The sequence below is a fragment of the Hymenobacter sp. GOD-10R genome (genome assembly GCF_035609205.1).
Classification (GTDB): Bacteria; Bacteroidota; Bacteroidia; order Cytophagales; family Hymenobacteraceae; genus Hymenobacter.
The window spans coordinates 3,810,459-3,834,817 of record NZ_CP141184.1; the positions used below are offsets into that span (position 1 = coordinate 3,810,459).

Below are 24,359 nucleotides of genomic sequence, written 5' to 3' on the forward strand. Positions count from 1 at the left end.
GTACGCTGCTAGCTTGTAACAGAAAAAAGCCCAAAACAAGAAAGGGAGCATGCCGAGTAGCACGCTCCCTTTCTTGTTTTGGGCTTCTAGTTAATTCTTTTTGAGACTAAGCAGGCATGCTCATTCTCTCTTGCATATCGATTATGCGACCTAGAATTTTGCCGTAAGCTAGTGTAGCTAGGGCTACAGCAGGGTGGTTCTTTTTACGTAAGTCGTAGTTGTCCTGCGTGAAATCCGCCCAATTCAAGGTGTTCAAGTGCACCCGGCCTACTGATACGCTAGGTTCGTGAATTTGGGTCGTATGCCACCACTTCGTTGGAAACAGAATCGTTTCGCCTTCCTCCACGGTAACCCGTATTGGCTTTGCTTTTTTGAAAAGCGGAAACTTTTCGTAGTCAGGATTAAAGATGTCTATCTGGGACACCTTTTTGTTTTCTTCCTTTGGGTACATGTACTCTACTTGATCCGGTGAGTACAGGATAAAATCTTTGGCGCCGTAGAGCTGGGTTATTTGCGTGTGCAGAAATAGCGCATCTACGTGCAAATACGGAAAGCTAGCTCCGTTGCCGCCCAAGAAGATTTCATACACTTCAGTGCCACGTAGCATGAGCTTCGGCAGCAGCGGATGTTTGATCCGGTCTGACTTTCCAAAGACAATCTCGGGCTTTAGCTCCTCCATCAACTCCGGAAAATACCGCTCGATATTCAAGTTACAGGGGTAGGGCGCTGGGCTGGAAGGGCTAGAAACCAGGATGCGGTCTACGACCTCTGCTATTGTGTACGACTTGCCTTTTATCTCTTTTGTGAGGTGGCCGTAGTTCTTTTTGAAAAACGATGGAGTGAATTTCCCCATGGCACCCCATTTCCGGGCAACATCGGTTAGCACCACCGGAATGCCGGGCTCAATATATTCCGCCATCAGCTCCCGGTGCGAGAGATTGCTGCGCTTGTCAATAGAAGTCAAGTGGGAATAAGCAGACTGTTTCTGCGCCGTTAGGGTAGACATGATGGATCAATAAAGAATGATTAGCAGAGGAAGTAGTAACCGAGGAGCTACCACGACATAAATATATAGTAATTTTTATATTTATAAAAGCCTATTCATTTTCTTTTCGGCAAATACCCGCTGGCGCACTACCAACCGCTCGCTAGCACGTCGGCAACGTGCAGCGTGCGGATAGGTTTATCATAGCGGCGGATGTAGGCATCGAGGTGCATAAGGCAACTTGTGTCGGTGCTCACGAGGTATTCGGCACCGGTAGCTAGCGCATGCTCGACCTTTTGCTCGGCCATGGCGACGGAAATAGCCTCGAATTTCACGGCGAAAGTGCCACCAAAGCCGCAGCACGTTTCATTCTCTTGCATTTCCAGGCGCTCTAGTCCTTGCACACTATCGAGCAAGGTACGAGGCGCTTCCTTGATGCCACACTCGCGCAGCGCAGCACACGAGTCATGATAGGTGTACTTGCCCGTCAGCTGTGCCCCTTCAATCCGCTTCACTCCTAATACATCTACTAGGAATTCCGTCATTTCGAAAATGCGCCGCTGCACGCCGAAGTAGCGGCTTTGGTCTTTGGTGCCTTCAAACAGCTCGGCATACGCTCCACGCACCATGCCTACGCACGAGGCCGATGGGCTCACAATGTAACGGCCGGGCTCGTTCGGAAAGTCGTTGAGAAACTTGGTGGCTACCTGGCAGCTTTCCGCTTTGTAGCCGGCGTTGTAGGCGGGCTGTCCACAGCACGTTTGGTTGCCGTTGTAGTACACTTCGCAGCCTACTGCCTCCAGCACTTTCACCATATTCATGGCTGTTTGCGGAAAGAGCTGGTCTACAAAGCAAGGAATAAAGAGGTCAACGGCAGGCATTTTTCGATTCGTAATTAACAATGAGCATTGAGCTGAGCACAACTGGCTTACTTGGTCAGGGCGTTTGTGCCAGATGAAACACTTTGCTAGCCGCGTTGCGCGCTTCGGCAAAAGCTGCTTCATCTATCCCCAAAGCTACGCCTTGCTCCGCAAAGTAGGCCACCAACTGCTCCGTTGGCATGTTGCCGGTTAGCGTATCCGTGGCCATTGGGCAGCCCCCGATGCCGCCGATAGCGCCGTCGAAGCGCCGGCAACCCGCCTCATAGGCCGCTTCCACCTTTTCGCGCCACGTAGCAGGTGTAGTATGCAAGTGCGCGCCAAACTCCACTTGTGGAAAAGCAGGAATGAGTTGGCGGAACAAGGGGGTAATCAACTCGGGCGAGGAAACGCCAACTGTATCTGATAAGGCCACGATGCGCACCTCCATGGCGGCTAGGGCGTGGGTGAACTCAGCCACTACCTCCGGGCTCCAGGGGTCACCGTAAGGGTTACCAAATCCCATTGACAAGTACGTAATCAGCGTTTTGCCGCGTTGTACACACACATTCTGGATCTCGCCTAGCTCTGCCATAGCCTCTGCCATCGTCTTGTTGGTATTACGAAGCTGGAAAGTCTCGGAGACGGACAACGGAAAACCTAGGTAACGAATGTCAGGGAATTCAGCCGCCGTTTGGGCGCCTCGCAGGTTCGCGACGATGGCCAGTAGCTGCGTGCGCGTGGCGCTCAAATCGAGGCCGGCTAGCACTTCCGCCGTGTCGCGCAATTGGGGTATGGCTTTGGGCGACACAAAGCTCCCAAAGTCGAGCGTATCGAAACCGACGCGCAGCAAGGCATTGAGGTACGCCGTTTTTTTGGCTGTCGGGATGAACTCCGGCAAGCCCTGCATGGCATCGCGGGGGCATTCGATGAGCTTCATAAGGATCATTACTTTAGACAGAAACAAACTGACTCAAACCCCAACTTACGACATTGTCGGCAGCTGGACTGTTGGCATGCTATAACCTGTTAGCGCAGTGCCTTTATTACGAGCATATGGGCTAGTAGGGCAAGGTCACTCCCACGGTCTGTCTAACACGAAGAACGAACTAGTAACGGCAGCGCAGGGTTTATAAAGTATCGCTTTCCTGTTACTTCTCTATGCTAATTAAGCCGCTGCGCGCTTTTCTCTCTTCTCTTTTCCTGCTTCTTCTGCTTTCAGCCTGTGGCAAACAGCAAACGCTGCAGGCCATTTTTCAAAAGGCTACGCCCCACGATACGTATGCCCGCCGGCTTCGGCAAGCAGGCCTTGATCAAACGGCCCTAGGTCGCGACTGGTTGGCGGCTGCGGAGCGAGCCCTACACGACTCGCTGGTAGTGACGCTTCCCTTCAAGGAAACTGGCCTCTTTCGGGCCGATAAAGCTACGGCAGCCGCTTACCGCTACGGCGTTCGGGCCGGCGAAACGGTGCGCATCAGCTTGCAGCTCACAGCCGGGACTGACGCGCACGTTTTCCTCGACGCTTTCGAACTGAGCCCCGACCGTGGCACCCCACGCTTGCTAGCTTCCGCGGATACGGCGGACCTAGCTTTTAGCTACGTAGCCGAAGACGACCAGCAGCACATGCTCAGGGTGCAGCCCGAACTGCTGCGCAACGGCCGCTATACGCTGAGCATTCGCCGCGAGCCGTCGCTGGGATTCCCAGTGCAGGGCAAAACGGATACAGCCGTCGGTAGCTTCTGGGGGATGGCGCGCGACGGCGGTGCGCGCCGCCACGAAGGCATTGATATCTTCGCCAAGCGCGGCACTCCGGTGGTTGCCGCTGCACCAGGCCTGATTACACGCACGGGCGTGACTAACCTAGGTGGTAATGTGGTGTGGCTCGCCGACGCGGAGCATGGGCAGCACCTTTACTACGCCCACCTCGATAAGCAGCTGGTGCAGCCTGGCCAAACCGTACGCCGCGGCGATACGCTCGGGTTAGTCGGCAACACGGGCAATGCTCGCACCACCTCGCCCCACCTGCATTTTGGCATTTACCGCGCCGGCGGCGCAGTAGACCCCCTCCCCTTCGTACGGCACGCCGACGCTTCGCCGGCTACCCCGCGTACAACCTCCGAGAGCCTAGGTCAGTGGGTGCGGGTGCGCGAGAAGCGCACTGATCTTCGGCGGAGCCCCACGGCCCGCGGCAGCGTCATGGTTGCACTCGCACACGACACGCCTCTATTGGTCGTAGGTTCGCAAGCCGATTGGTACCGTGTCGAGCGGCCCGATGGTCGTGTGGGCTACGTGCTGGCGCGCTCTGTTGTACCAGCTAGCACTACGCCGCTGCGTCGTGAGGCTCTTGCCATCGCCACTGATTTATATGCACAGCCCGCTACCGATGCCGTCCCACTTGACACATTGCCGGCCCGCACAAACGTAGCGGTGCTAGGTGAGTTTGCTGGCTTTCGGCTGGTGCGCAGCGCCGACGGGGTTGTGGGCTGGCTTATTCCGCAAATGCTAAAATCTTAGTACCCTACTTCACCCGATATTCATACGCAACTTCGTATCTTTTCCGTGGTGATTGGTATTAGTAAGCGCGGCGTAGCATTGTTCCTGACATGCTACGCCGCGTTCTTTTTAGCTCCCTACCGTATTGCGGCCGTTCATCTTCACTTTTCGGATTAGTGCTGCTCACAGGAGCAACGAAAAAAGCCCGCTTACGCGGGCTTTTTTCGTTACAATCTATCGCTGTTTGAGCTTTAATCAGCAATAATGACGGCCTTTTGCAATGTTTTGGCATACGCAATACGGCGCTCTTTGCCGCCAGCAGCTATGTAGTCAAACCCTACGGCTTTGGTATCGGCATGCACGGCTGACCAGGCTTTTGCATCTACATTAGCCGGAGGAACAGCCGAGCGCGGAATCGCAGGCTGGGTGAAATGATCCTCGTGAAAGAAGCTGTTCATCGTTTTCAGGATGGCAATTTCTTTGTCGCGCACGGTGGCGGCTTGCGGGTCATCTAGGTCGCTGGCTTTGAGCAGAGCTGCTGCCGGAATTACCTCCTTGCGAATCGTATCGCCGGCGCTGGTAAGAATAACTAAGCTAGCTTGACCACTCACAATTTTGCTGCCTCGCAATACCAACACAAACTGATCCTTGGCTTTGGCACTTGTAAAGTAGTGCTGCGCATTCACCTTACTCAGCACACTTCGGCTGGTGATACGATTACCAGGCGTTGGGTTGTAGGCCTTCTGGGATGTTTTGCCAGTCCCTACTTCCCGCTCGGTCGTAATACAGGAGGTCATTTGCAGCAAAGCAACAAACGCCATAGGGAGAATCAGTTTTTTCATAATAGAGTAATCCACATTCATCAGTATGAATCCAGCAAGGAACAGCAGCGCTCCGCTGGCCGGCTAAGATGATACAGAACAGCAGCCAATTTTGTACCAAATTGTGCAGTTGGATCTTTATATATGTAAATATTTGACCTAAATAGGCCCTGCCAGCCTATCAAAACCAGCCTAGCTCCAGCCCTATCGTCCAGCGCGGGAGCTCCGGGTAATGGCTCTGTGCGGCTCCCGCGAAAGTGGATGACAGCCGGTAGCGGCCGGTGATGGCATAGCGCCCCGCGCCTAGGCGCACGCCCGTTCCATAGGGCCAGCGTTGCACGTAGTTGAGTCCACGCTCAGTTACTTGCCGTTTTTTAGCGGTTGCCGTAGCCGATTCTAGGTAGTAATGCGACGAGCCCATGACCCAACCGCCCCAGCCAAGCAAATCGACGTAGCGGCCGATGGCATTGCCGCGTCGTCCGGCGCTTAGGCGAACTAATGCTTCGCCCTGCAACTGGGACAAAGACAGGTGTTCGCGCTCATAGCGAGCAGGCGTTGGCACCGTCTTCCGGTCGTTTTGCCTTAGGTAGTAGCCAAGCCGAGCATAGCGCACGTCGAGACCTAGGGCTAGGGCTTGATTAACTCGAACCTTATTACGCAACCCAACCTGCATCTCCCCCGACCGGCCAAATAGTAAGTCGGCGCCCGGCCCCGATGCTTGTCCGACCACGACGGCGTACCCTAGGTAGAGGTGGCTGAAATAGGTCCGGTTTGGGCCAGAGCGAGTGGACAAGGTATCCTGTGCCACATCAGCGCGCAGCAGCACGCGCTGGGCATAGGCCGCAGGAGCACTTTGCAAGTGCGCTAGTGCTATACTAAAGAGCAACAGCCATTTTCTCATGGCTGTAAGTAGCTTTGGGTATACCCACGATAATGCACCCGGACAAGGTCGCCGGGCTGGAGCAGGCGCAACGGAATGCGCAACACTGCGCGCTGTGTCACGTCGCGTACTTCGTAGCTACGTAGTACGCCTTGCTTATTGGCTAGGTGCCAGTACAAATAGTTGGGTGGAGTTAGAGGCACGGTAGATGAGTCATCAGTGGGTGTCTTCGCGTCAGGCGTACCGATGGGTTCCTCGCGTCCCACGGCGGGCACGTTGCCAGACAGATTATCTGGTGTGACGGCCACTACCGAATCAGCATAAAGCGGCAGTGTATGGGCCGGCACGAAGGCGGCCGTCGGTCGGATGATAACGACGAGCAGGCTATCCTGCCGTACCAAGTCGAAAGAAGGAGCCGCTGCGGGGACCGAACTACCGGGCTTGGCCACAAAGAATGACGCCTGTGGAGTGCCGTAGCCATGGGCGTAATCATAGTAAGGATACAGCGTAGCCGATTCCTGAACCTTGGCAAATAGCTCCATAACGGGCAGCTGACGATTTTGCTGCCAGACGCACGCCGCAAAGCCAGCTACCAACGGGCTCGAAAACGAGGTGCCCTGCGTGCGCACGTACCCACCGCCCGGCGCAACAGCTAGCACCGTTCCGAAGGCCGAAACGTTTGGCTTTAGCCGTCGGCCAGCCGCCGGACCATAGCTACTAAAGTCGATATGCAAGTACGTATCGGGGTCGAGACCACCGACGGCTAGCACGGAGTCGCCATCGGCGGGCGTACCGATGGTATGCCAATCATCATCGCCATCGTTGCCGGCAGCGTTGACGACAAGGATGCCTTTGCGAGCAGCTAGCTCGGCGGCCCGTGCGACTAAGCTCGTACGGCCGTTCATCTGCTCAGGGAAATAGCGCCGGTTGGTGTAGCCCAGCGAAGAGTTGATGATGTCGGCACCGTTACGGTCGGCCCACTCGACGGCGGCTAGCCAGGCTTCTTCCTCCACGTACAGTTCGCGGTAGAGGCGTTCGGTACGGGCCAGCAGAAACTCTGCTTGGGGCGCTAGCCCCAAAGGTGTACCATCGGGCAGAAGGCCGGCAATGCAAGACAGCACCTCGGTGCCGTGTCGCCCGCTGGCATACACTGACGTGTGCTCCCGCACGAAATTGTGCGTAGCAACAACGCGTTTATCGCGCATCAGGTGCTGAAAAGCTAGATGCCGGTCGACGCCCAAGAAGCCTACGTCGAAGATGGCGATGCGTAGCCCGCGGCCCGCGAGTCCGGCCTGCTTGAACGCGGCCGCACCTAGGCTCGCCGTTTGGCGGCGGGCAAGCTGCCGATCGGCGGTGGTTAGCTCCTTTTCAGTTGAGGCGACCGTTTCGGCGTGGCTGGCGGGCGCTAGGTCGATGGTGGTGCGCGGTACTACCGCTTGCACGCCGGATAGTTGGCGCAGCGCGGCAGCTTGGGCGGGCGTAGCTTGGCAGGCCACAGCATTGAACCAGCGACTTACGTAGGTCACTGTATCGGCTAGGTTTTGCACGCGGCGCACGTAATCGGGGCGCACGGGGAAGTCGGTGCTATCGGCAGCCGGCAGGTGCTGGCGTTGGCGGCGCGCTTGCGCCTGCGGTGCAAAGTAGGTAGCCGGCTGCAAGCGCATACCTGCTTTATCGCGCAGAAAAACCCAGTAATGCACGGTTGGCTTAGCCGCCTGCGCGTGGGCTGCTCCTGCGCTCAGAAGCAGTAAACTAGCGGCTAGGCTGCGCGATAAATCAGCAAAAAAGCGAAGCAGAATACGCAAATGACGAATATAGAAGGATAAGCTACGGAGAAGCAGGCTGCAAGTAGGGCAGCTTTCTTCGAATAACAAGCAATGCTACCGCTCAGCGGTTACGCTTCCTTCCTAGGATAGTTATCCCGCCGCTCTTGACCTAACTAATCGTGACAGTAGAACGCAATTTCTGCCCGTGACAACCCTGTCAGCCTCTTTTGCTGTGCTGTATCTGAGCAGCCGAGCACCTAGCTCACAAAATAAATAGTCGAAGTATTAGTCGTTATTACGAAAAATTCGTAGTATTACGAAAAAATCGTAATAACTATGGAGAGATTAACGCAACCTGAAGAAGAAGCCATGCAGGTGCTGTGGCAGCTCGACGGCGGCTTTGTAAAAGATGTACTCGAACGCCTTCCCGTTCCTACGCCGCCTTACACAACCCTCGCTTCTACCATCCGCAATCTGGAGCGCAAAGGCTACGTGCAGGGCGCCAAGCTCGGTAACTCCTACCGCTACACGCCGCTCGTGCGGGCCGAGGAGTACCGCCGCAAGTTTATGAGCAGCTTCGTGAGCGACTATTTCCGCAACTCCTACAAAGAGCTGGTTTCCTTTTTTGCTAAGGAGCAGAAGATCAGCGCCGATGAGTTGCAAGAAATTATTCGCATGATCGAGCAAAAAAAGCCGGAATAGCGATGCCAGCCTTACTCGTATACTTGCTACAGGTAAATGGGGCCTTGCTGCTGTTTTGCGCAGCGTACTACCTAGTGCTCCGTCGGCTCACCTTCTACGGGCTCAACCGCTGGTTTATGCTGTTTGCGTTTGGGTTTGCCACTATGTATCCCTTCGCAGAAGCGGATGCCTTGTTGCGCTGGTTTCGGCAGCCCATCCCAGCCCCACTCCTACCCATGGCTTGGTCGCCTTTGGTACTGGCTGGCCCGGCTGCGCAGCCTTTCCCTTACTGGCACATGCTGGTTCTTCTTTATTGGACTGGCACTGGGCTACTACTGACGAGGTTCTTGCTTCAGCTAGCCTCCCTTTACCGGGTGCGGCTGCATTCTCGCTTGGTGCGCTGGCAGGGGCTAGCTTTTCGGCAAGTGGCGGCGCCTGTCAATCCGTTTTCGTTCTGGCAAACTATCTACCTGAATCCCGACCAGCACACCGCGGCCGAACTTCCGGCGATTCTTCGCCACGAACAGGTGCACGTGCAACAGTGGCACACGCTGGATGTGCTGCTAGCGCAGCTACTACAGGCTTTCTGCTGGTTCAATCCGGCCGCGTGGTGGCTACGTCGCGCCGTGCAGGACAACCTGGAATTTATCACCGACCGCGCCGTGCTGCGCACGGGTCTGCTCGACGCCAAAGTCTACCAGTACAATCTTGTTAAGCTCAGTAAGCTAGCTCCGACTGCGGCGCTGGCCAATCATTTCACATTTCGCACCCTTAAAAGCCGTATCCTCATGATGAACAAACAACGCTCCTCGTCGGTGACCCTGTTCGCCTACGCTCTTCTGGTACCTAGCTTAATCGTGGCAACCATCAGCTGCTCGAAGCCGCAAATAGAACCGAGCACAGCCGCTGCCCAACCAACAACGGTGGACATCAGCGCCGAAGCCAAGGAAAAGCGCGACGTCAAACTGCCCGATAATATGATCTATTTCATTGACGGCCGTGAAAGCGATAAATCCGTGCTAGCCGCCATGGATCCCGCTACTATCGAAAGCATGAGCATATTCAAGGGCGAACAAGCGCAGAAGCTCTTCAGCGTTAAGACAGCCGGCGTTATCAGCATCATCACAAAGGCGAATAAGAACTCGGAAGCAGTTCAGCGCTTCAAGCAGCGCTACTCCCTTTCGGCCACCGGCCAAGACCCGAACTCGGCAAACATTAAGGTAACAACTACTGGTAATCAAGAAAAAGCCAACTTCCCCGCCAACGTCTTGATAGTGGTAAACGGCCAGGAATCTACCACCCAAGCGGCCGAAGCCTTGGACGTGAAGAGCATTGATAGAATGGAAGTATTAAAAGGACAGAAAGCCATTGACCAGTATGGCGAGAAGGGCAAGAATGGGGTTATTCTTGTCACGACCAAGTAGAACAGCCTTCATTGTAGAGAGTAGATGAAAGAGCGGAAACATGATGTTTCCGCTCTTTTGCTTTCTAGGTACTTACAATCCTTTTCGCTTTCCCGATTCGTGAAGCAGGCAAGCACTGGCGAATCCTATTACTTTTGCCCAGCCCTAGCTCGACAACGCTTTCAAAAGGCGCGTCGTTTGAGGGTGCAACAGATGTCTTACCTTCTTACCTGTTCTTTTCTATGAACCTACCCTTCTCCCGCGCCGCGCTGACAGCTATGCTGGGTGTGGGCCTCTTGAGCGCGGGTACTTCGTGCGTTCCATCGAAGAAGTACAAAGCACTACAAGCACAGTATTCGGACCTGACGAGCGCCCGCGACCAGCTACAAGCCCAAAAAACGGCACTGGAACAGCAAAGTGCCCAAACCGAAGAAGCCTTGAAAGCTAGCTTGCAGAGCAAGAACCAGCAGGTTAGTCAGCTCAACTCCAGCCTAGGAGCCACGCAGGAAGACCTGAAAGCCAAGGAAGCGCGCATTGCTGAGATGCAGCGCATTCTCGACCAGAAAGACGCGGCGGTGAAGGCCCTGCGCCAAAAAGTAGGCGACGCGCTGCTAGGTTTCAACGCCAACGATCTGACCGTAAACGTAAAAAACGGCAAGGTGTACGTGTCGCTCTCCGAGCAGCTGTTGTTCAAATCGGGCTCCACGAAGGTTGACCCCAAAGGTGTGGATGCGCTGCGCAAGCTAGCTGAAGCCCTGAAAGGCAACCAGGACGTGAACGTGCTGGTGGAAGGCCACACCGACAACGTACCGATTGCTCGCATTGCGGGGATGAAAGACAACTGGGATTTGAGCGTATTGCGGGCCACGGAAATCACGCGTATTCTGACGGAGGCGGGCTTGCCGTCTGGGCAAGTAACACCCTCGGGCCGCTCGCAATACTCGCCGGTAGCAGCTAACGACAACGCGGCCAACAAAGCCCTCAACCGTCGAACGGAAATCATCCTGACGCCCAAGCTAGACGAACTCTTCCAGATTTTGGAAGCCAACTAAGCAGGCTGGCCTTTCCGAGCAGCACGCGAAATCTGAACTACGCACTTGTGCTAGGCTTGCTAAGAGGTTAGGAAATTTCCTTGCTCAGAAATTGTTCTACCGCTGCATACCATGCAAGCCTCTAGGCCGCAGCGCTGCGTTAGCAACGTAGCGACCCGGAACTGCAAAAGCCCAACTACCTAGGCAGTTGGGCTTTTTTGTTGAGCATACAGCCTTGACTAGCGAAGGTCAGCAGCGCTAAACTGCCGGATATACTTGCCCGGTTTGGGCGCCGAGCACGCTCTTCAAGTAGGCTCTTACCACCACATCCATCTTCGCCAGCGCGTGACCGGGGAAACCGGGCAACATAGCCGCCGAGTCTTCTACCAAGCCAGGGCTTACGGCGTTGATGCGGACGCCATTCTCCAACTCAATGGCGGCGGCGCGCGCAAAGGCATTTATCGCCGCATTGACAGTTGTTAAGTTGGCCCCGTTGCGAACAGGATCATCCGATAAGATGCCCGACGATAGCGTGAACGAGCCTTTCGGGTTGATGTATTGCTGACCGATGAGCACCAGATTGATCTGTCCTAGCAGTTTGTTATTAAGCCCTTTCTGAAAATCGGCAGCCGTCATGCTAGCTAGCGGGCCGAAGTGCGCGCCACCTGCAGTACTGATCAGCGCGTCGAACGCGCCGACTTGCTTGTACATGGCTTCGATAGATTCCGACGACGTGATATCAGCCTGCACATCGCCGCTTTTCGATCCGACTTTCACAAGCTCATGGTCATTCTCCAGCGCGGCTGTTACCTTTTTGCCAATGGTGCCCGTAGCACCGACGATGATGATTTTCATGCTATAAGGATAACGAATAAAGAGAATACTTCACGAGTTATCATGCCCGCCGCCGGTACGTACTATCGCCGCTTATCTGCTGATCATCAGCACACTTACAGTTCTACAGCTTAGGCTTTGCGAACAGCCACAGCAAGCAGGCACCGCGGCGTGCGCATCCTACGTTAGCTACCACCTAGCTCAAACGTTGCTTTTGGCTGCCACTGCTGTCCATTGTGGCGAAACAAGGTAAAGTTTTGCACGGCAAAGGTGGCCTCATACGAACGAGCACCAAAGAGCTGACGCAACTCTGGCACCTGCGCCGCCGGCAAATCACGCGTAGCCAGAGTGAGATGCGGCGTGAATGGCCGACTTTCGCGGGGCACCTCGGGCAAGTGCGTGGCGCACCAGTCAGTAAGCTCTGCGTGAAAGGCTTTCAACGCCACTGCTTCGCGCACGTGCACAAACAACGTCCGGTTGCCGAACCAGGCAAAATTGTGTAAACCAACCGTCAGGGGCTGCTGCGCGGTGGCAAACGCGGTTAGCGCGGCCGTGCACCTAGCTTCGAACTCATCCGGTTGGCGCGTGGGCGGAATGAGGGTGATGTGCGGCGGCAAGCGCACCGCATTACGACTACCCGTGAGTCGGTTCACCTCCTGCTTCATCGCCCACGTTTCCGAAAATACGGGCTCCGGCGGCAGCAAGGCAACTAAATAGAGCGTGTTCACTGGCTTTAGCTTAAGTAGAGTACATAAAAAACCGCCTGGCAGCTCGCTATACGTGGTATAGGAGCCAACAGGCGGGTTTTGGGCACTAAGCTGCTACAGTCCGTACTTACTGATCAGGTAGATCAGCGCGGCCATGCTGGCGCCACCTAGCTCCAGCTCGCGACGGTTTACTTTGTCGAACGTGTCGGCGGCGGTGTGGTGAATGTCGAAGTAGCGTTGATCGTCGCACTCGTAGCCGATGAGGGCTTTCACTTGTTCCTTGAGCGGCCCGATATCGGTGCCGCCGTGGCCGGGTCCGATTTCTTCGCTCTTGTAGGGCGTGAACAAGGGGCTCCATTGCTGTACTTTGGTCACGACCTCAGGCGAGCCTTCGATGCCAAAACCGCGGGGCGTGAAGCCGCCGCCGTCCGACTCCATGGCAGCTACGTGCTTTTCATTGGCCGCCTTGGCTAGCTCAGCGTACTTGTTGCCCCCGCGTGTGCCGTTCTCTTCGTTCATAAACAACACCGCGCGCACCGTGCGCTCGGGGCGCAAGCCAGTGGCTTTCAGCAGCCGCAGCACTTCCATGCTTTGCACGCAACCCGTACCATCGTCGTGGGCGCCTTGCGCTAGGTCCCAAGAGTCGAGGTGGCCGCCGACGGAAATGATTTCATTAGGGTACTTCGAGCCTTTGATTTCGCCGATTACGTTGTACGATTTCTCCTCTGGCAGTTGCTGGCAGCCCATTTCTAGTTCTACCGTCAGGCCGGGGTCGGCTTTGAGAAGCTGGCTGAGTTTGTCGGCGTCGTTGGTGCTGAGCGCGGCGGCGGGCACTTTCTTCACCTGCTCATCGTAGCTCATGGTGCCGGTGTGCGGAAAATCGTCGTGGGCCAGCGACAACGATCGAACCAGCGCGCCAATGGCGCCGCGCTTGGCCGCTTCGATAGCTCCGCGCCGGCGCTGGTCGCCAGCGTCGCCGTAGGCCCGGCCCGTTTCGATGAACGTTGGGTTCATCGGCCGGTTATAGAAGATAAATTTCCCTTTGACTTTGTCGTCGGGCATAGCCGCTAGCTCCTGCCAGCTATCTACTTCCACAACACCCGCCTGCATTTTACCATTGGTGCCCACTGAGCCGCCCAGTGCACAAAGATTCAGCGGTAAGCCTTTGCCTTTCGCTGGCTTTATCTGGCCTTTCTCCTTGGGGCCGCGCACCCAGTGCGGCACCATTACTTCCTGCAAATACACGCGGTCGACACCTAGCTTTTCCATCGTCACCTTGCCCCACTGCACGGCCTGGGCGGCTTGCGGCGAACCACTCAGGCGCCCGCCGATAGTGCCCGTGAGCTGACGCAGGTTTTCGTAGCTCTGGCCGCGCAGCAACGCTTCGTCGTAGATCTTACGGATGTTCGTCGAATCGATTTTGGTACCCGTTTGGGCCGATACGGAGGTGACGGTTGTAACAAAAGCTAGCCCAGCCAGAGCAAGCCAACGCGGAGCAAAATGCATCATTCAGGTAAGATTGAGGAAAGAAAACAGCCACGCAGCAGCCGGCGTGACTCGGCTAATTACAAGGAAAGCGAACCTAGGTTGCACGCCTAGCGCTCAATACAAGCTAGCGTACCACCCGCGAAGAGGTCAAGGCTTGGTAGACTAGCGTCCGGAATTTGTCCTGGATGTTGGCAGAACTATTGCGGTACTTCTGGGTGTAGAGCAGCGCCACAATGCCCTCTTTTGGATCAACCCAGTAGGTAGTGCCAAATATGCCGCCCCACTCAAACGAGCCTTCCGACTCGCCCAAGCGCCCAGTGGTTTTGGCGGTCGTCAGGCTGAACCCTAGGCCAAACTTGTTACCGCCCCCCTGCTCTACCTCGCCTATTTGGTTGATGGTCATCATATGCACGGTGGTCGGACTCAGCAAGCGCCGACCGTTGTACTCGCCACCGTTCAGCATCATTTGCAGGAAAATAGCGTAGTCCTGAATGGTCGACGACAACCCCGCTCCGCCCGAAAAATAGCTTCCCTTAACTTTGGGGTGATCGGGCATCATGACATCACGCATACCCATCTTGATAGTTTGACGCGTAGCATCTTCGGTGTACAGGGTGGCTAGGCGGGCCTGCTTGGCAGCGGGCAAGTAGAAATAGGTGTCCTTCATACCCAGCGGCTCGAAGATGCGCTGGCGAAAGTATTCGTCAAGCGACTGGCCCGACAGCACCTCAATGAGGTAGCCAAGCACGTCGACGCTTAACCCGTAGGTAAACTGCTCGCCTGGCTGATGCACAAGCGGCAACGGACCTAGGGCATTCATAGCCGTAGCCAGCGAACCTTCTGATGTCCCGATTCCACTGGGAACGTGCGCTTTGGCGTAAATGGCTTTAATTTCTTTGCTGCCAATAACGGCGTAGCCGATACCTGACGTGTGCGTGAGCAGCTGGCGGATCGTCACTTCTCGCTTGGCTGGCACGGTGGTGTAGCTAGAGTCTTTCTCGTTGAAGGTAGCGAGCACCTTCGGGTTAGCGAAGGCTGGGATGTACTTCGAGATGGGGTCGTCGAGCAGAAAGCGGCCTTCTTCGTAGAGCATCATCACTCCGACACTCGTTATAGCTTTGGTTTGGGAAGCAATGCGCATGATAGCGTCGCGCTGTAGCGCCGTCTTCGCGGCCACATCGTCTACTCCGAAGGCTTTGTTGTACACCACTTTGCCGTCGCGCACGATGTAGGCAATGGCACCAGGCGCCAAGTTTTTGGACGTATAGTCTTGCAGTATTCGGTCGAGACGTTGCAGGCGGTCGGTGCTCATGCCAACGGTCTCGGCTTTGGCCTCCTTCAGCACAGGTGAGGTGCCCTGCTGAGCAAACGTGAGTTGGCAGCTGAGTGCTAGTAGGAAAGCGGTAGCGGTTGCTTTCATTCAGGGTAGGTTTTGAGGGGATTACTGGAGAGAACAGTTAGTGATCTTAGTGGCTTATCGCCTAGCTCCGTAGCGCGTCACCCCTATCGTTCCGGTGCCCTCAGTGGGCAGACGCACTTCAAATAGGTAATCGTAGCGCTCGTCGGCAATCTCGCGCATGGGTCGGGTCACACCTAACGCTTCAATGAGCGGCAGCAACGTGTTGGAATGCCCCACCACAACTACCTTCTTGCCAGCGTATTCGCGACGAATGAGCGCCGCGAGCCTAGCCGGGTCTTTGGCGTCGTAGCTCATGGGCGTGAGCTGCAAGGCGGCTTCCAGGGGAACCAGCGTGTCGCGGGTGCGACGCGTGTCGGTGGTAAAAAGAGCAACCGGATTACGCGACGCCAACGAGTCGCGGAGGGCAAGAGCGCGCTGCCGCCCAGCCGGCGTGAGGGGCGGATCAGTGAGGCTCCGCGTCGTGTCTTTCTCAGCATGACGCACCAAATAAACAGTGGTGGTCGTAGCGGATACTGCTGCTTTCTCAGGCTGCCGGACGAGGTTGCAGGCCGTGAGTACCCAGAGCAATGAAAGAGTAGAAAGTAAGGAGAAGCGCATAGCAAATGGGATGGAATTAGGGCGGTTTAGGTGAGAAGCCGTCTGTTAGTTTGAGGCTGTTGTCGGTCGACTAGTAGCGCCAACCGAATCGTGAGAATGATGCTAAGTACCTAGCTTTTGCAGGTGCTTGCCAGCTACTAGTCGTGCCCCTATGGCGCGGACCGGTGGAGAAATTACTTCAAACTTAAGATTTGCTTCAGTTCGGCGGCACTTACCGTGAGCAAGCCAACTTTAGGCAATCGTTCGGTGAGGGTGCGCCAGTTAGGCTCCTGCTTAAAAATAGGGCGCAGCAACGCCATAGCGGCGGGCACTTGTTGCTTGTTAGCTAGTGAAATGGCATGCCAGTACTTCATTTCCAAGTTGTTCGGGAACATCTTTTCTGCCGCTTGGTATTCGCGGATGGCACCGGGTACGTCGTTCTTCTCCACAGCTAGGTCGCCGGCGTTCATGTGCTCGTAGGCGCGATGCAGGCTGAGCAGGCGGCGTAGTTCCTTCAAAGGCACCTCGTTATCGTCCACGCGTAGATCGATCAGGCGGTCGGCCCAGGCGCCTTCGGTGGCTTTGCCGCGCACGACCAGCAGCGCCGCCGACTGCCGCCCCCGAATATCGCCGCCGGCCGCTTGGGCAGCATCGAGGGCGGCTAGTACCCGCTCGGCCAAAGGCAGGCTGGCGCTCTGTTCGTAAGCTTTGGCCATGGCAGCGGGCACGGTGTTGTTCAGCATCATGTTGGCCTGAACCGAAAACTGAGTGCCTTTCACGTGCCCAGCCGCGTCGATGCATTTCTGGCCGGTGTGCGTCGCCACGTTGCCTTGTGCATCGAGAATGGCAACTTGGCGCACGTCGCGCCCTTCGTCGTTGGCCAGCAGCTGATCGAGAGCTTGTTGGGCTGTTTTGCCGCTCTTCAGCAACGCTAGGCCACGCAGCCCGAAGGACTTATTAGTGAAAGACTGGGTGGCAACCACGCCCACGCCTGCCTCGCCCCAGCTAACTGACGTACCGACTGAAAACCAGTGACTTTGTACTGCCACCGCCATGTCGCCGGTGGCAGGGTCACGCGCCACGATGGAGAAGGTATGCGCAAGCGGATTGGTAGTAGAGTAAACCGTAGGAGCTTGAGCAAAAACGAGCTGCGTGAAACCTAGCAGCAAGCCAGCGAGCAGAACAGATAAGCGTTTTGGCAACATAAAAGGAAGAACTTGGAATGAATCGGGCCCTCAAGATAAAGCCAAACCGACATCTGCCGTGCCTACCTGCGTTGTTTCGGCGTATCCGGCTTACCTTACTGGCTCTAATTGTCCGGCTTTGCTACCTGTGTCTCTCCCTTCTCCTCCTGCTATCCGCGTTCAACATCTTAGCAAACGCTACGGCAACCTAGCTGTGGTGCAAGACGTCAGCTTTGAGCTAGCGGCGGGCGAAACGTTGGTCTTGCTTGGCCCTAGCGGCTGCGGCAAAACGACGTTGCTCAAAATGCTCAACCGCCTGATCGAACCTTCAGACGGCAGCGTGGAGGTAAACGGCCAAGATGTTCGCGCCCAGAAACCCGAGGAGCTCCGGCGCGGCATGGGCTATGTTATTCAGCAAGTTGGCTTACTGCCGCATTACACTGTGGCCGAAAACGTGGGTATTGTGCCGCGCCTACTCGGGCAAGATCCGGCTACCATTACCCAGCGCACCACTGCCCTGCTGACGCGGCTGCACTTGCCACCTGAACGCTTCGCTAATCAATATCCTCAACAGCTATCGGGCGGCCAGCAACAGCGCGTAGGTCTAGCACGAGCCCTAGCCGCTGATCCGCCGATCATTCTCTTAGATGAGCCTTTCGGTGCCCTCGACCCCATCACGCGAGCCAGCATCCGCCGGGAGTTTCGGGAGTTGGATGAGCTACGTCGTAAAACGGTGGTGCTGGTTACCCACGACGTTATCGAGGCCTTCGAACTAGCTGACCGCATTGCGCTGCTCGATGCTGGCAAGATTCAGCAGCTCGGTACATCGCGGGAGTTGCTTTTTCAGCCAGCTAATGCGTTCGTGCGCCGGTTCTTCGCGGCTGAGCGGCTAAGCCTACAACTGCGCACACTGCGGTTAGCCGATGTCCTGCCGTTTGTGCCTGAGTCGAGGAACCACAGTAACACAGCTAGCTCACCGATTATGCTGCAACCTTCTGCTACAATTCAAGAGGCCTTGGAGCATCTGACGAACGAAAACACCACTGGGAGCAACGCACCCAATAGCATAGAGGTACTAGAAAACGGTGTTGACAATCAGACGCTTTCTGTCAATATCAATGCTTCACCCACCAATAAGTATCAGCTTGATTTACCGCGGCTTATGTCTGCTTTTGGCGAAGCTTTACAACGAGAGGAGGCTGCTTGCAAACGCTAACCGAACTCCTCACTTTCTGGCAAGCGCAAGCGGGTAAGCTAGGTCAGCAAACGCTCCAACACATCGGCCTGACGGCTGCTTCGTTGTTGCTAGCGGTGTTGGTCGGTGTACCCCTAGGGTTGCTGCTCACGCGCCGTCCGCGGCTGGCTCCGGCGGTGCTAGGTTTCACCGGCATCCTCCAAACCATACCGAGCATTGCACTGCTCGGCTTCCTGATTCCAGTTCTCGGCATTGGTCCCGAGCCCGCCATCTTTGCGCTGTTCCTCTACTCATTACTCCCCATCATCCGCAACACACTGGCAGGTGTACAAGGCGTGAGCCCCGCCGTGGTGGAAGCCGCTCGGGGCCTAGGTCTCACCGATGGACAGATACTACGCCGCGTAGAATTGCCATTGGCCTTGCCTGTCTTATTCGCGGGCATTCGTACCGCGACAGTCATCAACGTAGGGGTAGCTACGCTGGCGGCCTACATTGCGGCCGGCGGTCTGGGGGAGTTTATCTTCGGTGGCATTGCGCTGAATAATCCGGCTATGATTCTGGCGGGCGCTATTCCGGCGGCGGGATTAGCACTAGTTTTTGATGCGGCGCTGGCGGGTTTGCAGCACCTGAGTGCGCGTAAGTTGGTGCGCGTTGGTGGTGCGTTGCTGGTGGTGTTGCCCTTGCTAGCAGCACTCTACTTATTGCCTCGGGCCACGGGCAAGTTACTGGCTGGCTTTAGTCCGGAGTTTGTGGGCCGGGCTGATGGTTTACCAGGCGTGCGCAGCACATATCAGCTTGATGTACCCAACGTCGTTATTGCGCCCGCGCTGGTGTATGAAGCTGCTCACCACAAGGACGTCGATGTAATCGACGGCTACTCCACAGACGGCCGTATCAAGGCCTATGACCTGCGCGTACTCCGCGACGACCGTCGGGCGTTTCCGCCCTATTTCGCTGCGCCCGTCGTGCGCCAACGCGTACTTACGGAGCATCCCGAGTTGCGGCCCGTGCTGGAAAAGCTAGCCGGCCAAATCAACGACTCCGTGATGACGGAGCTAAACTACCGCGTTGATTATCTACACGAAGCACCCCGTGCTGTTGCTCTCGACTTTCTGCGCAAGCGTGGCTTATGGCGTACGCCACAGCCTGTGCGCGGAGCGACTATTGTGCTGGGCTCCAAGATCTTTTCGGAGCAATACATCCTAGCCGAGATGTACGCGTCACTTATTCGCGGCTACACCAACCTCGACGTGGCTACCAAAACGGGCCTAGGTGGCACCAGCATCTGCTTCGAAGCGCTTCGCAATGGCGCCATCGACTTATATCCGGAATATACCGGCACCGGTCTGTTGGTGCTGCTCCAGCCCTCTCCCGCCACCATCGATTCGCTACACGGTGACCCGAAAGCGGTGTATCAGTACGTGCAGCATGGCTTCCGGCGTCGCTATGGCTTGGAGTGGCTGGCGCCCATTGGCTTCAATAACACCTACGCTTTGCTCATGCGGCAGCAACAAGCGACACAGCTAGGTATTGCGTCGGTATCCGATTTGAGTAGGTATTTGCGGAAATAACGCGAAGCTCCCACTTCGTACTCCCGTTTTAGCCAGCCGTCACCTCGCACGGCACGGCATAACCACCTAGCGCCTGCTTAACCGAATTGGTTACATCAGTACCACCGGTAGCTTTCACCTCGGCTACCAAGCCCTGCTTTTTATCTTCACGCACGGAAATACTGCTGACCGTTATGTCTGGGAGCTTCGCTAGCTCCTGTCCGTATACGCGACAGATTTCCTGCTTCACCAGCACCGGCTTCAGAATCTTACCAATGGCCGTTAGGGGAAACTCTGTGGCGATATAAATGTGCTTAGGCACGGCTGCCCGCTCAGGAATGTTGGCTTCAGCAAACCCTAGCAGCTCAGCTTCCGTTGCCTGCTGCCCAGTTTTCAGCATTACGTAAGCCACGGGTAGTTCACCCGCATCTTTATCGGGGCTGCCAATAGCGGCTGCCAGCGCTACAGCTGGGTGTTGCGCCAGGGCTTCCTCAATTACTTTGGGGTCGATATTGTGCCCACCGCGGATGATGAGCTCTTTTTTGCGCCCCGTGATGAAGAAGTAGCCACGCTCATCCTGCCGACCTAGGTCGCCGGTGTTGTAGAAGTCACCACGGCCGTCGCCAGTGTCTACCCAGATGCCTTTGTTGTGCTCGGGTTGCAGGTAACCTTGGAAGATGTTGGCACCGCGCACCACTAGCACGCCGCTCTCGTTCACGGCTGCGTCACGTTGGTACTTACCCGTTTGCTCATCCAGCACGACCACTTTCACCTCCTGATATGGTACGCGCAGCCCGATTGAACCCGGCACTGGCTCTCCACCTAAGGGCGTAACGCTGCTGATGCAAGAGCCTTCCGTGAAGCCGTAGCCCTCTGACACACGCAACCCTGTGCGGCGCTCAAACTCCCGAATCACCTCCACTGGCATGGGCGCGGCCCCGCAAATAGCATAGCGCAACGAGCTTACATCTCGGCTACCAATCGGCAACTCCAATAACCGGGTGAATATGGTTGGAACGCCGCTAAACAGCGATAACCGATAGTGCTCCACGAGTTGCCAGAAGTTGGTCAGAATGCCCGGTCCCCGATACCCCGCCGGACTCCCAAGCACCAGCGTATGCCCCAACGACCACGGAATACTGCCCGTCACAACTACCCCGTTGACGTGGAACAACGGCAACCCGCAGAAAAACACCAACTTTTCGCTGCTGTCGCCGAGAAGCTGCGCGGCACTGTACGTAATGCTGGTCAGGTTGTGGTGCGTTAGCGGAGCTAGCTTTGGCGTGCCGGTGGTACCGCCTGTGTGGAAGTAACAAGCCGTATCTGTTGGCGCAATTTGTCGCCCCGACAGAAGCCGGTCATGGGGCTGTTGGTCGAGCAGTTGGCTGAAGTCTACCACACGCTTGCCCGGCAACGACGGTCGACCTTTGCCCAGACGCATCGCTCCTACCGCCAGCCGTTGCACCAACGACAAATACGGCAGCATATCCACGGTCACGATTGTTTCGAGGCTAGGTACCAAAGCGGCCACTGCTTCCACCTTTTGCCAAATATCAGTCTTCGGAAACGAGCGAAGTGTGACGAGTACCTTCGTGCCCGCTGCATTCAAAATCTCAACAATCTGGTTGGGCTCCAACAGCGGATTGATCGGATTGACGATACCTGCTGCCTGTCCGCCCCAGAGCGTGAAGGTTGTTTCGGGCAAATTAGGCAACACGTACGACACTACGTCGGTCGCGCCAACTCCCAACGTGTGAAATACATTAGCCGCTTGGTAAAAGCGTTTCAGCAGTTCGGCGTAACTAAAATCAACTGACTGCGTCGGCTTTTCGCCATTGAATACAAAGCGCAAGGCAACCGCTGCTGGGTTCAGCGTGGCGCCACGCCGCAGCATTTCGAACGTATCAGAAGCAATAGGGCGCGCGCTAAGCGGCGTTTGTTCGATAGCAGCAATGTCGGCGAGCGACTGATAACCAGGCATACAGTAGAAGCAAAAGAATCCGGAGTAGAACGAAATAAGTCATTCTGCTCCGGATTCTCTATTTCGGCTGTAAAAAGCTAGGGTACAGCTACTCTTTGTTGATCAGCGTAGCCGATCCTTGCGCCGTCGGCAGCAGCAGCACCTCGGCCACGTTCACGTGGGGCGGCCGGGTTACCATAAACTGAATAACGTCTGCTACATCCTCGGGTCGTAGCGGTTCATAGCCCTGGTATACTTTCGCGGCCCGCTCGTTGTCACCTTTAAAACGCACCTCCGAAAACTCAGTTTCTACCGCTCCGGGATTTACTTCTGCCACCCTGATATGATGCGGGACCAAATCAATGCGCATGCCCTTGGTAAGAGCAGCCACCGCCGCTTTCGACGCGCAGTACACGTTGCCATTCGCATAGGCCTCTTGCCCCGCAATTGAGCCGATATTGACGATGTGGCCTTGCTTGCGCTGGGTCATGCCTGGGAGCAACGCGCGGCTCACGTATAGCAAGCCTTTCACGTTGCCATCTAACATCATGTCCCAGTCATTAGGGTCTCCCTCCTGAATGGGAGCTAGCCCATGCGCATTACCCGCATTATTGATCAGTACGTCAATTGCTTGAAATTCAGTAGGCAAGCTAGCTACGGCACCTTCTACAGCGGCGCGGTCGCGCACATCAAAGGTTAGAATATGGATGGGTGTAGGAGCTAGCTCTTGTGCCAGCTCTTGGAGCCGCTCAGCCCGGCGACCGGTTACCACTAGCTGGAATCCAGCTTTCGCCAAAGCAACGGCCGTAGCGCGGCCTATTCCGGACGAGGCGCCCGTAATGAAAGCAGTTTTAGTCATGATTTGGAGTAGTGAATGGCTAAATGCTAAAATGGTTGAGCGTTCCGTATATCAGCAGAACACTCAACCATTTTAGCATTTAGCCATTTAGAATTAGTTATTCGAACGTGAGATACAGCGTTACGGTGTTGCTGGTCAGGCGTTGCAAGCTATTGCTGTAAACATCGGTACCGGGCAACAGCAAGTTTCTTAAACCACTCGAGAAGCGAAGCTCTGGTGCAAACTTAAACAAGGGGTAGAACAGGTCTAGCCCTACACCATATTCCAGGGTCAGGTCCGTATCGTCGGCGCGCAACTTGAAAAGCTCGGGGTTCTTGCGGCGGTTACCCACGTTGAAGCTAGGTCGAATGCCACCTACCACGTACACGCGCGTGTTGCGCCGCCGTTGTGAGTGCAGCTTGAACAGCACCGGCAAATCGATCTGCGTAGAGCCAATCTCCTGGGTTACAATGGTATCTTGTCCCGAGTAGCCTTGGTTAGTAAACTCAATACGGCGCGACAAGAAACTAACCCCTGGCGTGAAACGCAAGGTCAGGTATTCCGCCAAGCGCACGTCACCGACAAAGCCCACCGAGAAGCCCGGACTAACCAGCGCATTCGCCGAAATGCCTTGTCCGCTGTTAATAGCTTGGATGTAGCTAGGCGACTGCTGAATCTGGTAGCGGGAAAAGTTTGGGGCTATATAAAAGCCAGGGTGAAACCACTTGTCATCATAGCCCGGCAGGTTATCCGTCGTAATGGATTTTACATGACCACTTTTGGTGCGGCTAGACTTGGTGCGGCTTTTATTTTGAGCATGACCAGGAAATGTAATAACTGCCGCCGCTAGGGCTCCTAGCGCGAAGCGCGTTACTTTTGAGCTGTGTAGATGGAGCTGATGCCGAACGTAAGAGGTTGCCATGCGGGGTTTTTAAAGCCAACTTGCGCCAAGATGGAAAGGAAAGCGGGCCCATCCGGGAAAGCCTGCACCGATTCGGGCAGGTAGGTATAGGCGGCGCGGTCTTTGGAAATTAGTTTACCAAACACCGGCAGAATGTGCCGGAAATAGAAATTGTACGCTTGCTTCAGCGGAAAAGCGGTGGGTTTGGAGAACTCCAGAATAACCACTTTCCCACCAGGTCGTAGCACTCGCTGCATCTCAGCGAGACCTTTTTTGAGATTTTCAAAATTACGCACTCCAAACGAAGCTGTCACTGCATCGAAGTGATTATCGGGGAACGGCAGGTTCTCCGAATCACCTAGCTCTAGGTGAATACGGTTGGTGAGCCCTTTGTCAATTAGCTTGCGCCGTCCCACATCCAACATTCCCTCGGAAATATCGACGCCCGTCACCTGGGCGTCTGGCGAAGCGGCTCGCAGGGTCTCAATAGCAAAATCAGCCGTACCTGTTGCTATATCTAGGATGCGGGCTGGGCGTAGTTGTTTTAGCTCGCTCACAGCCTTACGTCGCCAGTAGATATCGGTACCTGCGCTTAAGAAGTGATTCAGAAAGTCATATTTACCAGCTATGCTGTTAAACATCTGGGCTACCTGCGTTTTCTTGCCGGCAGCATCGTCTTTGTAAGGTACAACAGTCATACTTCTGAAGCCAAGAACGAAAAATGGATGGGCGAATTGCTCAAACATAACGCCTTGCCCACGATTATGTTGAAAAAAAACGGGCCGGGCG

22 protein-coding genes are annotated in these 24,359 nt (G+C 55.7%); 6 read left to right on the forward strand and 16 right to left on the reverse strand.

Features of this window, described 5'->3' with window-relative positions; genetic code table 11:
* Positions 1 to 106 precede the first annotated feature (106 nt).
* The 3 genes from SD425_RS15180 to SD425_RS15190 all read right to left on the reverse strand — a co-directional run bounded on the left by SD425_RS15180 (position 107) and on the right by SD425_RS15190 (position 2,782).
* On the reverse strand, positions 107 to 1,006 hold the full coding sequence (locus SD425_RS15180; protein WP_324670790.1) for a cupin-like domain-containing protein: 900 nt from the start codon (positions 1,004 to 1,006) through the stop codon (positions 107 to 109).
* Positions 1,007 to 1,134: 128 nt separating this feature from the next.
* On the reverse strand, positions 1,135 to 1,866 hold the full coding sequence (locus SD425_RS15185) for a (Fe-S)-binding protein (RefSeq protein ID WP_324670791.1): 732 nt from the start codon (positions 1,864 to 1,866) through the stop codon (positions 1,135 to 1,137).
* Positions 1,867 to 1,921: 55 nt separating this feature from the next.
* Positions 1,922 to 2,782 (reverse strand): hydroxymethylglutaryl-CoA lyase, encoded by an 861-nt coding sequence (locus tag SD425_RS15190; protein WP_324670792.1) that lies wholly within the window; start codon positions 2,780 to 2,782, stop codon positions 1,922 to 1,924.
* A 221-nt stretch (positions 2,783 to 3,003) separates the two neighbouring features.
* On the opposite strand from SD425_RS15190, the gene SD425_RS15195 reads away from it, so the two are divergent.
* A complete protein-coding gene (locus SD425_RS15195) occupies positions 3,004 to 4,356 on the forward strand; it encodes a M23 family metallopeptidase (protein ID WP_324670793.1) in 1,353 nt (450 codons plus the stop codon).
* Positions 4,357 to 4,586: 230 nt separating this feature from the next.
* Here SD425_RS15195 and SD425_RS15200 read toward each other — a convergent pair whose 3' ends face one another.
* The 3 genes from SD425_RS15200 to SD425_RS15210 form a co-directional block, all read right to left on the reverse strand.
* Positions 4,587 to 5,177, reverse strand: a complete 591-nt coding sequence (locus SD425_RS15200) for a hypothetical protein (protein WP_324670794.1) — start codon at positions 5,175 to 5,177, stop codon at positions 4,587 to 4,589.
* 160 nt (positions 5,178 to 5,337) lie between these two features.
* Positions 5,338 to 6,057 carry a hypothetical protein gene (locus SD425_RS15205; RefSeq protein WP_324670795.1) on the reverse strand — a complete coding sequence of 240 codons (720 nt, stop codon included), beginning with the start codon at positions 6,055 to 6,057 and terminating at the stop codon, positions 5,338 to 5,340.
* A complete protein-coding gene (locus SD425_RS15210) occupies positions 6,054 to 7,841 on the reverse strand; it encodes a S8 family serine peptidase (protein ID WP_324670796.1) in 1,788 nt (595 codons plus the stop codon). The genes SD425_RS15205 and SD425_RS15210 overlap by 4 nt, the downstream gene beginning before the upstream one ends.
* 297 nt (positions 7,842 to 8,138) lie before the next feature.
* Between SD425_RS15210 and SD425_RS15215 the strand changes: the two genes are divergently transcribed.
* From SD425_RS15215 to SD425_RS15225, 3 genes are all read left to right on the forward strand, one after another.
* Positions 8,139 to 8,504: a BlaI/MecI/CopY family transcriptional regulator gene (locus SD425_RS15215; protein ID WP_324670797.1), complete on the forward strand. Its 366-nt coding sequence runs from the start codon at positions 8,139 to 8,141 to the stop codon at positions 8,502 to 8,504.
* Positions 8,505 to 8,506: 2 nt separating this feature from the next.
* Positions 8,507 to 9,907, forward strand: a complete 1,401-nt coding sequence (locus tag SD425_RS15220; protein ID WP_324670798.1) for a M56 family metallopeptidase — start codon at positions 8,507 to 8,509, stop codon at positions 9,905 to 9,907.
* Between the two features lie 221 nt (positions 9,908 to 10,128).
* Entirely contained in the window at positions 10,129 to 10,938 is an 810-nt protein-coding gene (locus SD425_RS15225; protein ID WP_324670799.1) for an OmpA family protein, read from the forward strand.
* Positions 10,939 to 11,175: 237 nt separating this feature from the next.
* Here the strand turns inward: SD425_RS15225 and SD425_RS15230 are convergent, their stop codons facing one another.
* From SD425_RS15230 to SD425_RS15255, 6 genes are all read right to left on the reverse strand, one after another.
* Positions 11,176 to 11,772 carry a short chain dehydrogenase gene (locus SD425_RS15230; protein WP_324670800.1) on the reverse strand — a complete coding sequence of 199 codons (597 nt, stop codon included), beginning with the start codon at positions 11,770 to 11,772 and terminating at the stop codon, positions 11,176 to 11,178.
* A 164-nt stretch (positions 11,773 to 11,936) separates the two neighbouring features.
* A complete protein-coding gene (locus tag SD425_RS15235; RefSeq protein ID WP_324670801.1) occupies positions 11,937 to 12,479 on the reverse strand; it encodes a 2'-5' RNA ligase family protein in 543 nt (180 codons plus the stop codon).
* Positions 12,480 to 12,572: 93 nt separating this feature from the next.
* The gene (locus SD425_RS15240; protein WP_324670802.1) at positions 12,573 to 13,967 is read right to left on the reverse strand and encodes a M20/M25/M40 family metallo-hydrolase; all 1,395 of its coding nucleotides are present in this window, start codon (positions 13,965 to 13,967) and stop codon (positions 12,573 to 12,575) included.
* Positions 13,968 to 14,070: 103 nt separating this feature from the next.
* A complete protein-coding gene (locus SD425_RS15245; protein ID WP_324670803.1) occupies positions 14,071 to 15,366 on the reverse strand; it encodes a serine hydrolase domain-containing protein in 1,296 nt (431 codons plus the stop codon).
* Positions 15,367 to 15,420: 54 nt separating this feature from the next.
* Positions 15,421 to 15,963, reverse strand: coding sequence for a histidine phosphatase family protein (locus tag SD425_RS15250; RefSeq protein WP_324670804.1), 543 nt, complete (start codon positions 15,961 to 15,963; stop codon positions 15,421 to 15,423).
* Positions 15,964 to 16,136: 173 nt separating this feature from the next.
* Positions 16,137 to 17,147, reverse strand: coding sequence for a DUF1028 domain-containing protein (locus tag SD425_RS15255; RefSeq protein ID WP_324670805.1), 1,011 nt, complete (start codon positions 17,145 to 17,147; stop codon positions 16,137 to 16,139).
* Between the two features lie 127 nt (positions 17,148 to 17,274).
* On the opposite strand from SD425_RS15255, the gene SD425_RS15260 reads away from it, so the two are divergent.
* Both SD425_RS15260 and SD425_RS15265 read left to right on the forward strand, forming a co-directional pair.
* The gene (locus tag SD425_RS15260) at positions 17,275 to 18,342 is read left to right on the forward strand and encodes an ABC transporter ATP-binding protein (protein ID WP_324670806.1); all 1,068 of its coding nucleotides are present in this window, start codon (positions 17,275 to 17,277) and stop codon (positions 18,340 to 18,342) included.
* The gene (locus tag SD425_RS15265; RefSeq protein WP_324670807.1) at positions 18,330 to 19,892 is read left to right on the forward strand and encodes an ABC transporter permease/substrate-binding protein; all 1,563 of its coding nucleotides are present in this window, start codon (positions 18,330 to 18,332) and stop codon (positions 19,890 to 19,892) included. The genes SD425_RS15260 and SD425_RS15265 overlap by 13 nt, the downstream gene beginning before the upstream one ends.
* Positions 19,893 to 19,920: 28 nt before the next feature.
* Here the strand turns inward: SD425_RS15265 and SD425_RS15270 are convergent, their stop codons facing one another.
* From SD425_RS15270 to ubiE, 4 genes are all read right to left on the reverse strand, one after another.
* Complete coding sequence (locus SD425_RS15270) at positions 19,921 to 21,852, reverse strand: acyl-CoA synthetase (protein WP_324670808.1); 1,932 nt, start codon at positions 21,850 to 21,852, stop codon at positions 19,921 to 19,923.
* A gap of 88 nt (positions 21,853 to 21,940) precedes the next feature.
* Entirely contained in the window at positions 21,941 to 22,690 is a 750-nt protein-coding gene (locus tag SD425_RS15275) for an SDR family NAD(P)-dependent oxidoreductase (RefSeq protein ID WP_324670809.1), read from the reverse strand.
* Positions 22,691 to 22,787: 97 nt separating this feature from the next.
* On the reverse strand, positions 22,788 to 23,591 hold the full coding sequence (locus tag SD425_RS15280; protein WP_324670810.1) for a porin family protein: 804 nt from the start codon (positions 23,589 to 23,591) through the stop codon (positions 22,788 to 22,790).
* Entirely contained in the window at positions 23,540 to 24,268 is a 729-nt protein-coding gene (ubiE, locus tag SD425_RS15285) for a bifunctional demethylmenaquinone methyltransferase/2-methoxy-6-polyprenyl-1,4-benzoquinol methylase UbiE (RefSeq protein ID WP_324670811.1), read from the reverse strand. Before ubiE ends, SD425_RS15280 begins: the two co-directional genes overlap by 52 nt.
* Between the last annotated feature and the right edge of the window lie 91 nt (positions 24,269 to 24,359).

Coding starts and splice junctions, on each gene's coding strand:
- SD425_RS15180 (WP_324670790.1), bottom strand. CDS start 1,006: ATGTCTACCCTAACGGCGCAGAAACAGTCTGCTTATTCCCACTTGACT.
- SD425_RS15185 (WP_324670791.1), bottom strand. CDS start 1,866: ATGCCTGCCGTTGACCTCTTTATTCCTTGCTTTGTAGACCAGCTCTTT.
- SD425_RS15190 (WP_324670792.1), bottom strand. CDS start 2,782: ATGAAGCTCATCGAATGCCCCCGCGATGCCATGCAGGGCTTGCCGGAG.
- SD425_RS15195 (WP_324670793.1), top strand. CDS start 3,004: ATGCTAATTAAGCCGCTGCGCGCTTTTCTCTCTTCTCTTTTCCTGCTT.
- SD425_RS15200 (WP_324670794.1), bottom strand. CDS start 5,177: ATGAAAAAACTGATTCTCCCTATGGCGTTTGTTGCTTTGCTGCAAATG.
- SD425_RS15205 (WP_324670795.1), bottom strand. CDS start 6,057: ATGAGAAAATGGCTGTTGCTCTTTAGTATAGCACTAGCGCACTTGCAA.
- SD425_RS15215 (WP_324670797.1), top strand. CDS start 8,139: ATGGAGAGATTAACGCAACCTGAAGAAGAAGCCATGCAGGTGCTGTGG.
- SD425_RS15220 (WP_324670798.1), top strand. CDS start 8,507: ATGCCAGCCTTACTCGTATACTTGCTACAGGTAAATGGGGCCTTGCTG.
- SD425_RS15225 (WP_324670799.1), top strand. CDS start 10,129: ATGAACCTACCCTTCTCCCGCGCCGCGCTGACAGCTATGCTGGGTGTG.
- SD425_RS15230 (WP_324670800.1), bottom strand. CDS start 11,772: ATGAAAATCATCATCGTCGGTGCTACGGGCACCATTGGCAAAAAGGTA.
- SD425_RS15240 (WP_324670802.1), bottom strand. CDS start 13,967: ATGATGCATTTTGCTCCGCGTTGGCTTGCTCTGGCTGGGCTAGCTTTT.
- SD425_RS15245 (WP_324670803.1), bottom strand. CDS start 15,366: ATGAAAGCAACCGCTACCGCTTTCCTACTAGCACTCAGCTGCCAACTC.
- SD425_RS15250 (WP_324670804.1), bottom strand. CDS start 15,963: ATGCGCTTCTCCTTACTTTCTACTCTTTCATTGCTCTGGGTACTCACG.
- SD425_RS15255 (WP_324670805.1), bottom strand. CDS start 17,147: ATGTTGCCAAAACGCTTATCTGTTCTGCTCGCTGGCTTGCTGCTAGGT.
- SD425_RS15270 (WP_324670808.1), bottom strand. CDS start 21,852: ATGCCTGGTTATCAGTCGCTCGCCGACATTGCTGCTATCGAACAAACG.
- SD425_RS15275 (WP_324670809.1), bottom strand. CDS start 22,690: ATGACTAAAACTGCTTTCATTACGGGCGCCTCGTCCGGAATAGGCCGC.
- SD425_RS15280 (WP_324670810.1), bottom strand. CDS start 23,591: ATGGCAACCTCTTACGTTCGGCATCAGCTCCATCTACACAGCTCAAAA.
- ubiE (WP_324670811.1), bottom strand. CDS start 24,268: ATGACTGTTGTACCTTACAAAGACGATGCTGCCGGCAAGAAAACGCAG.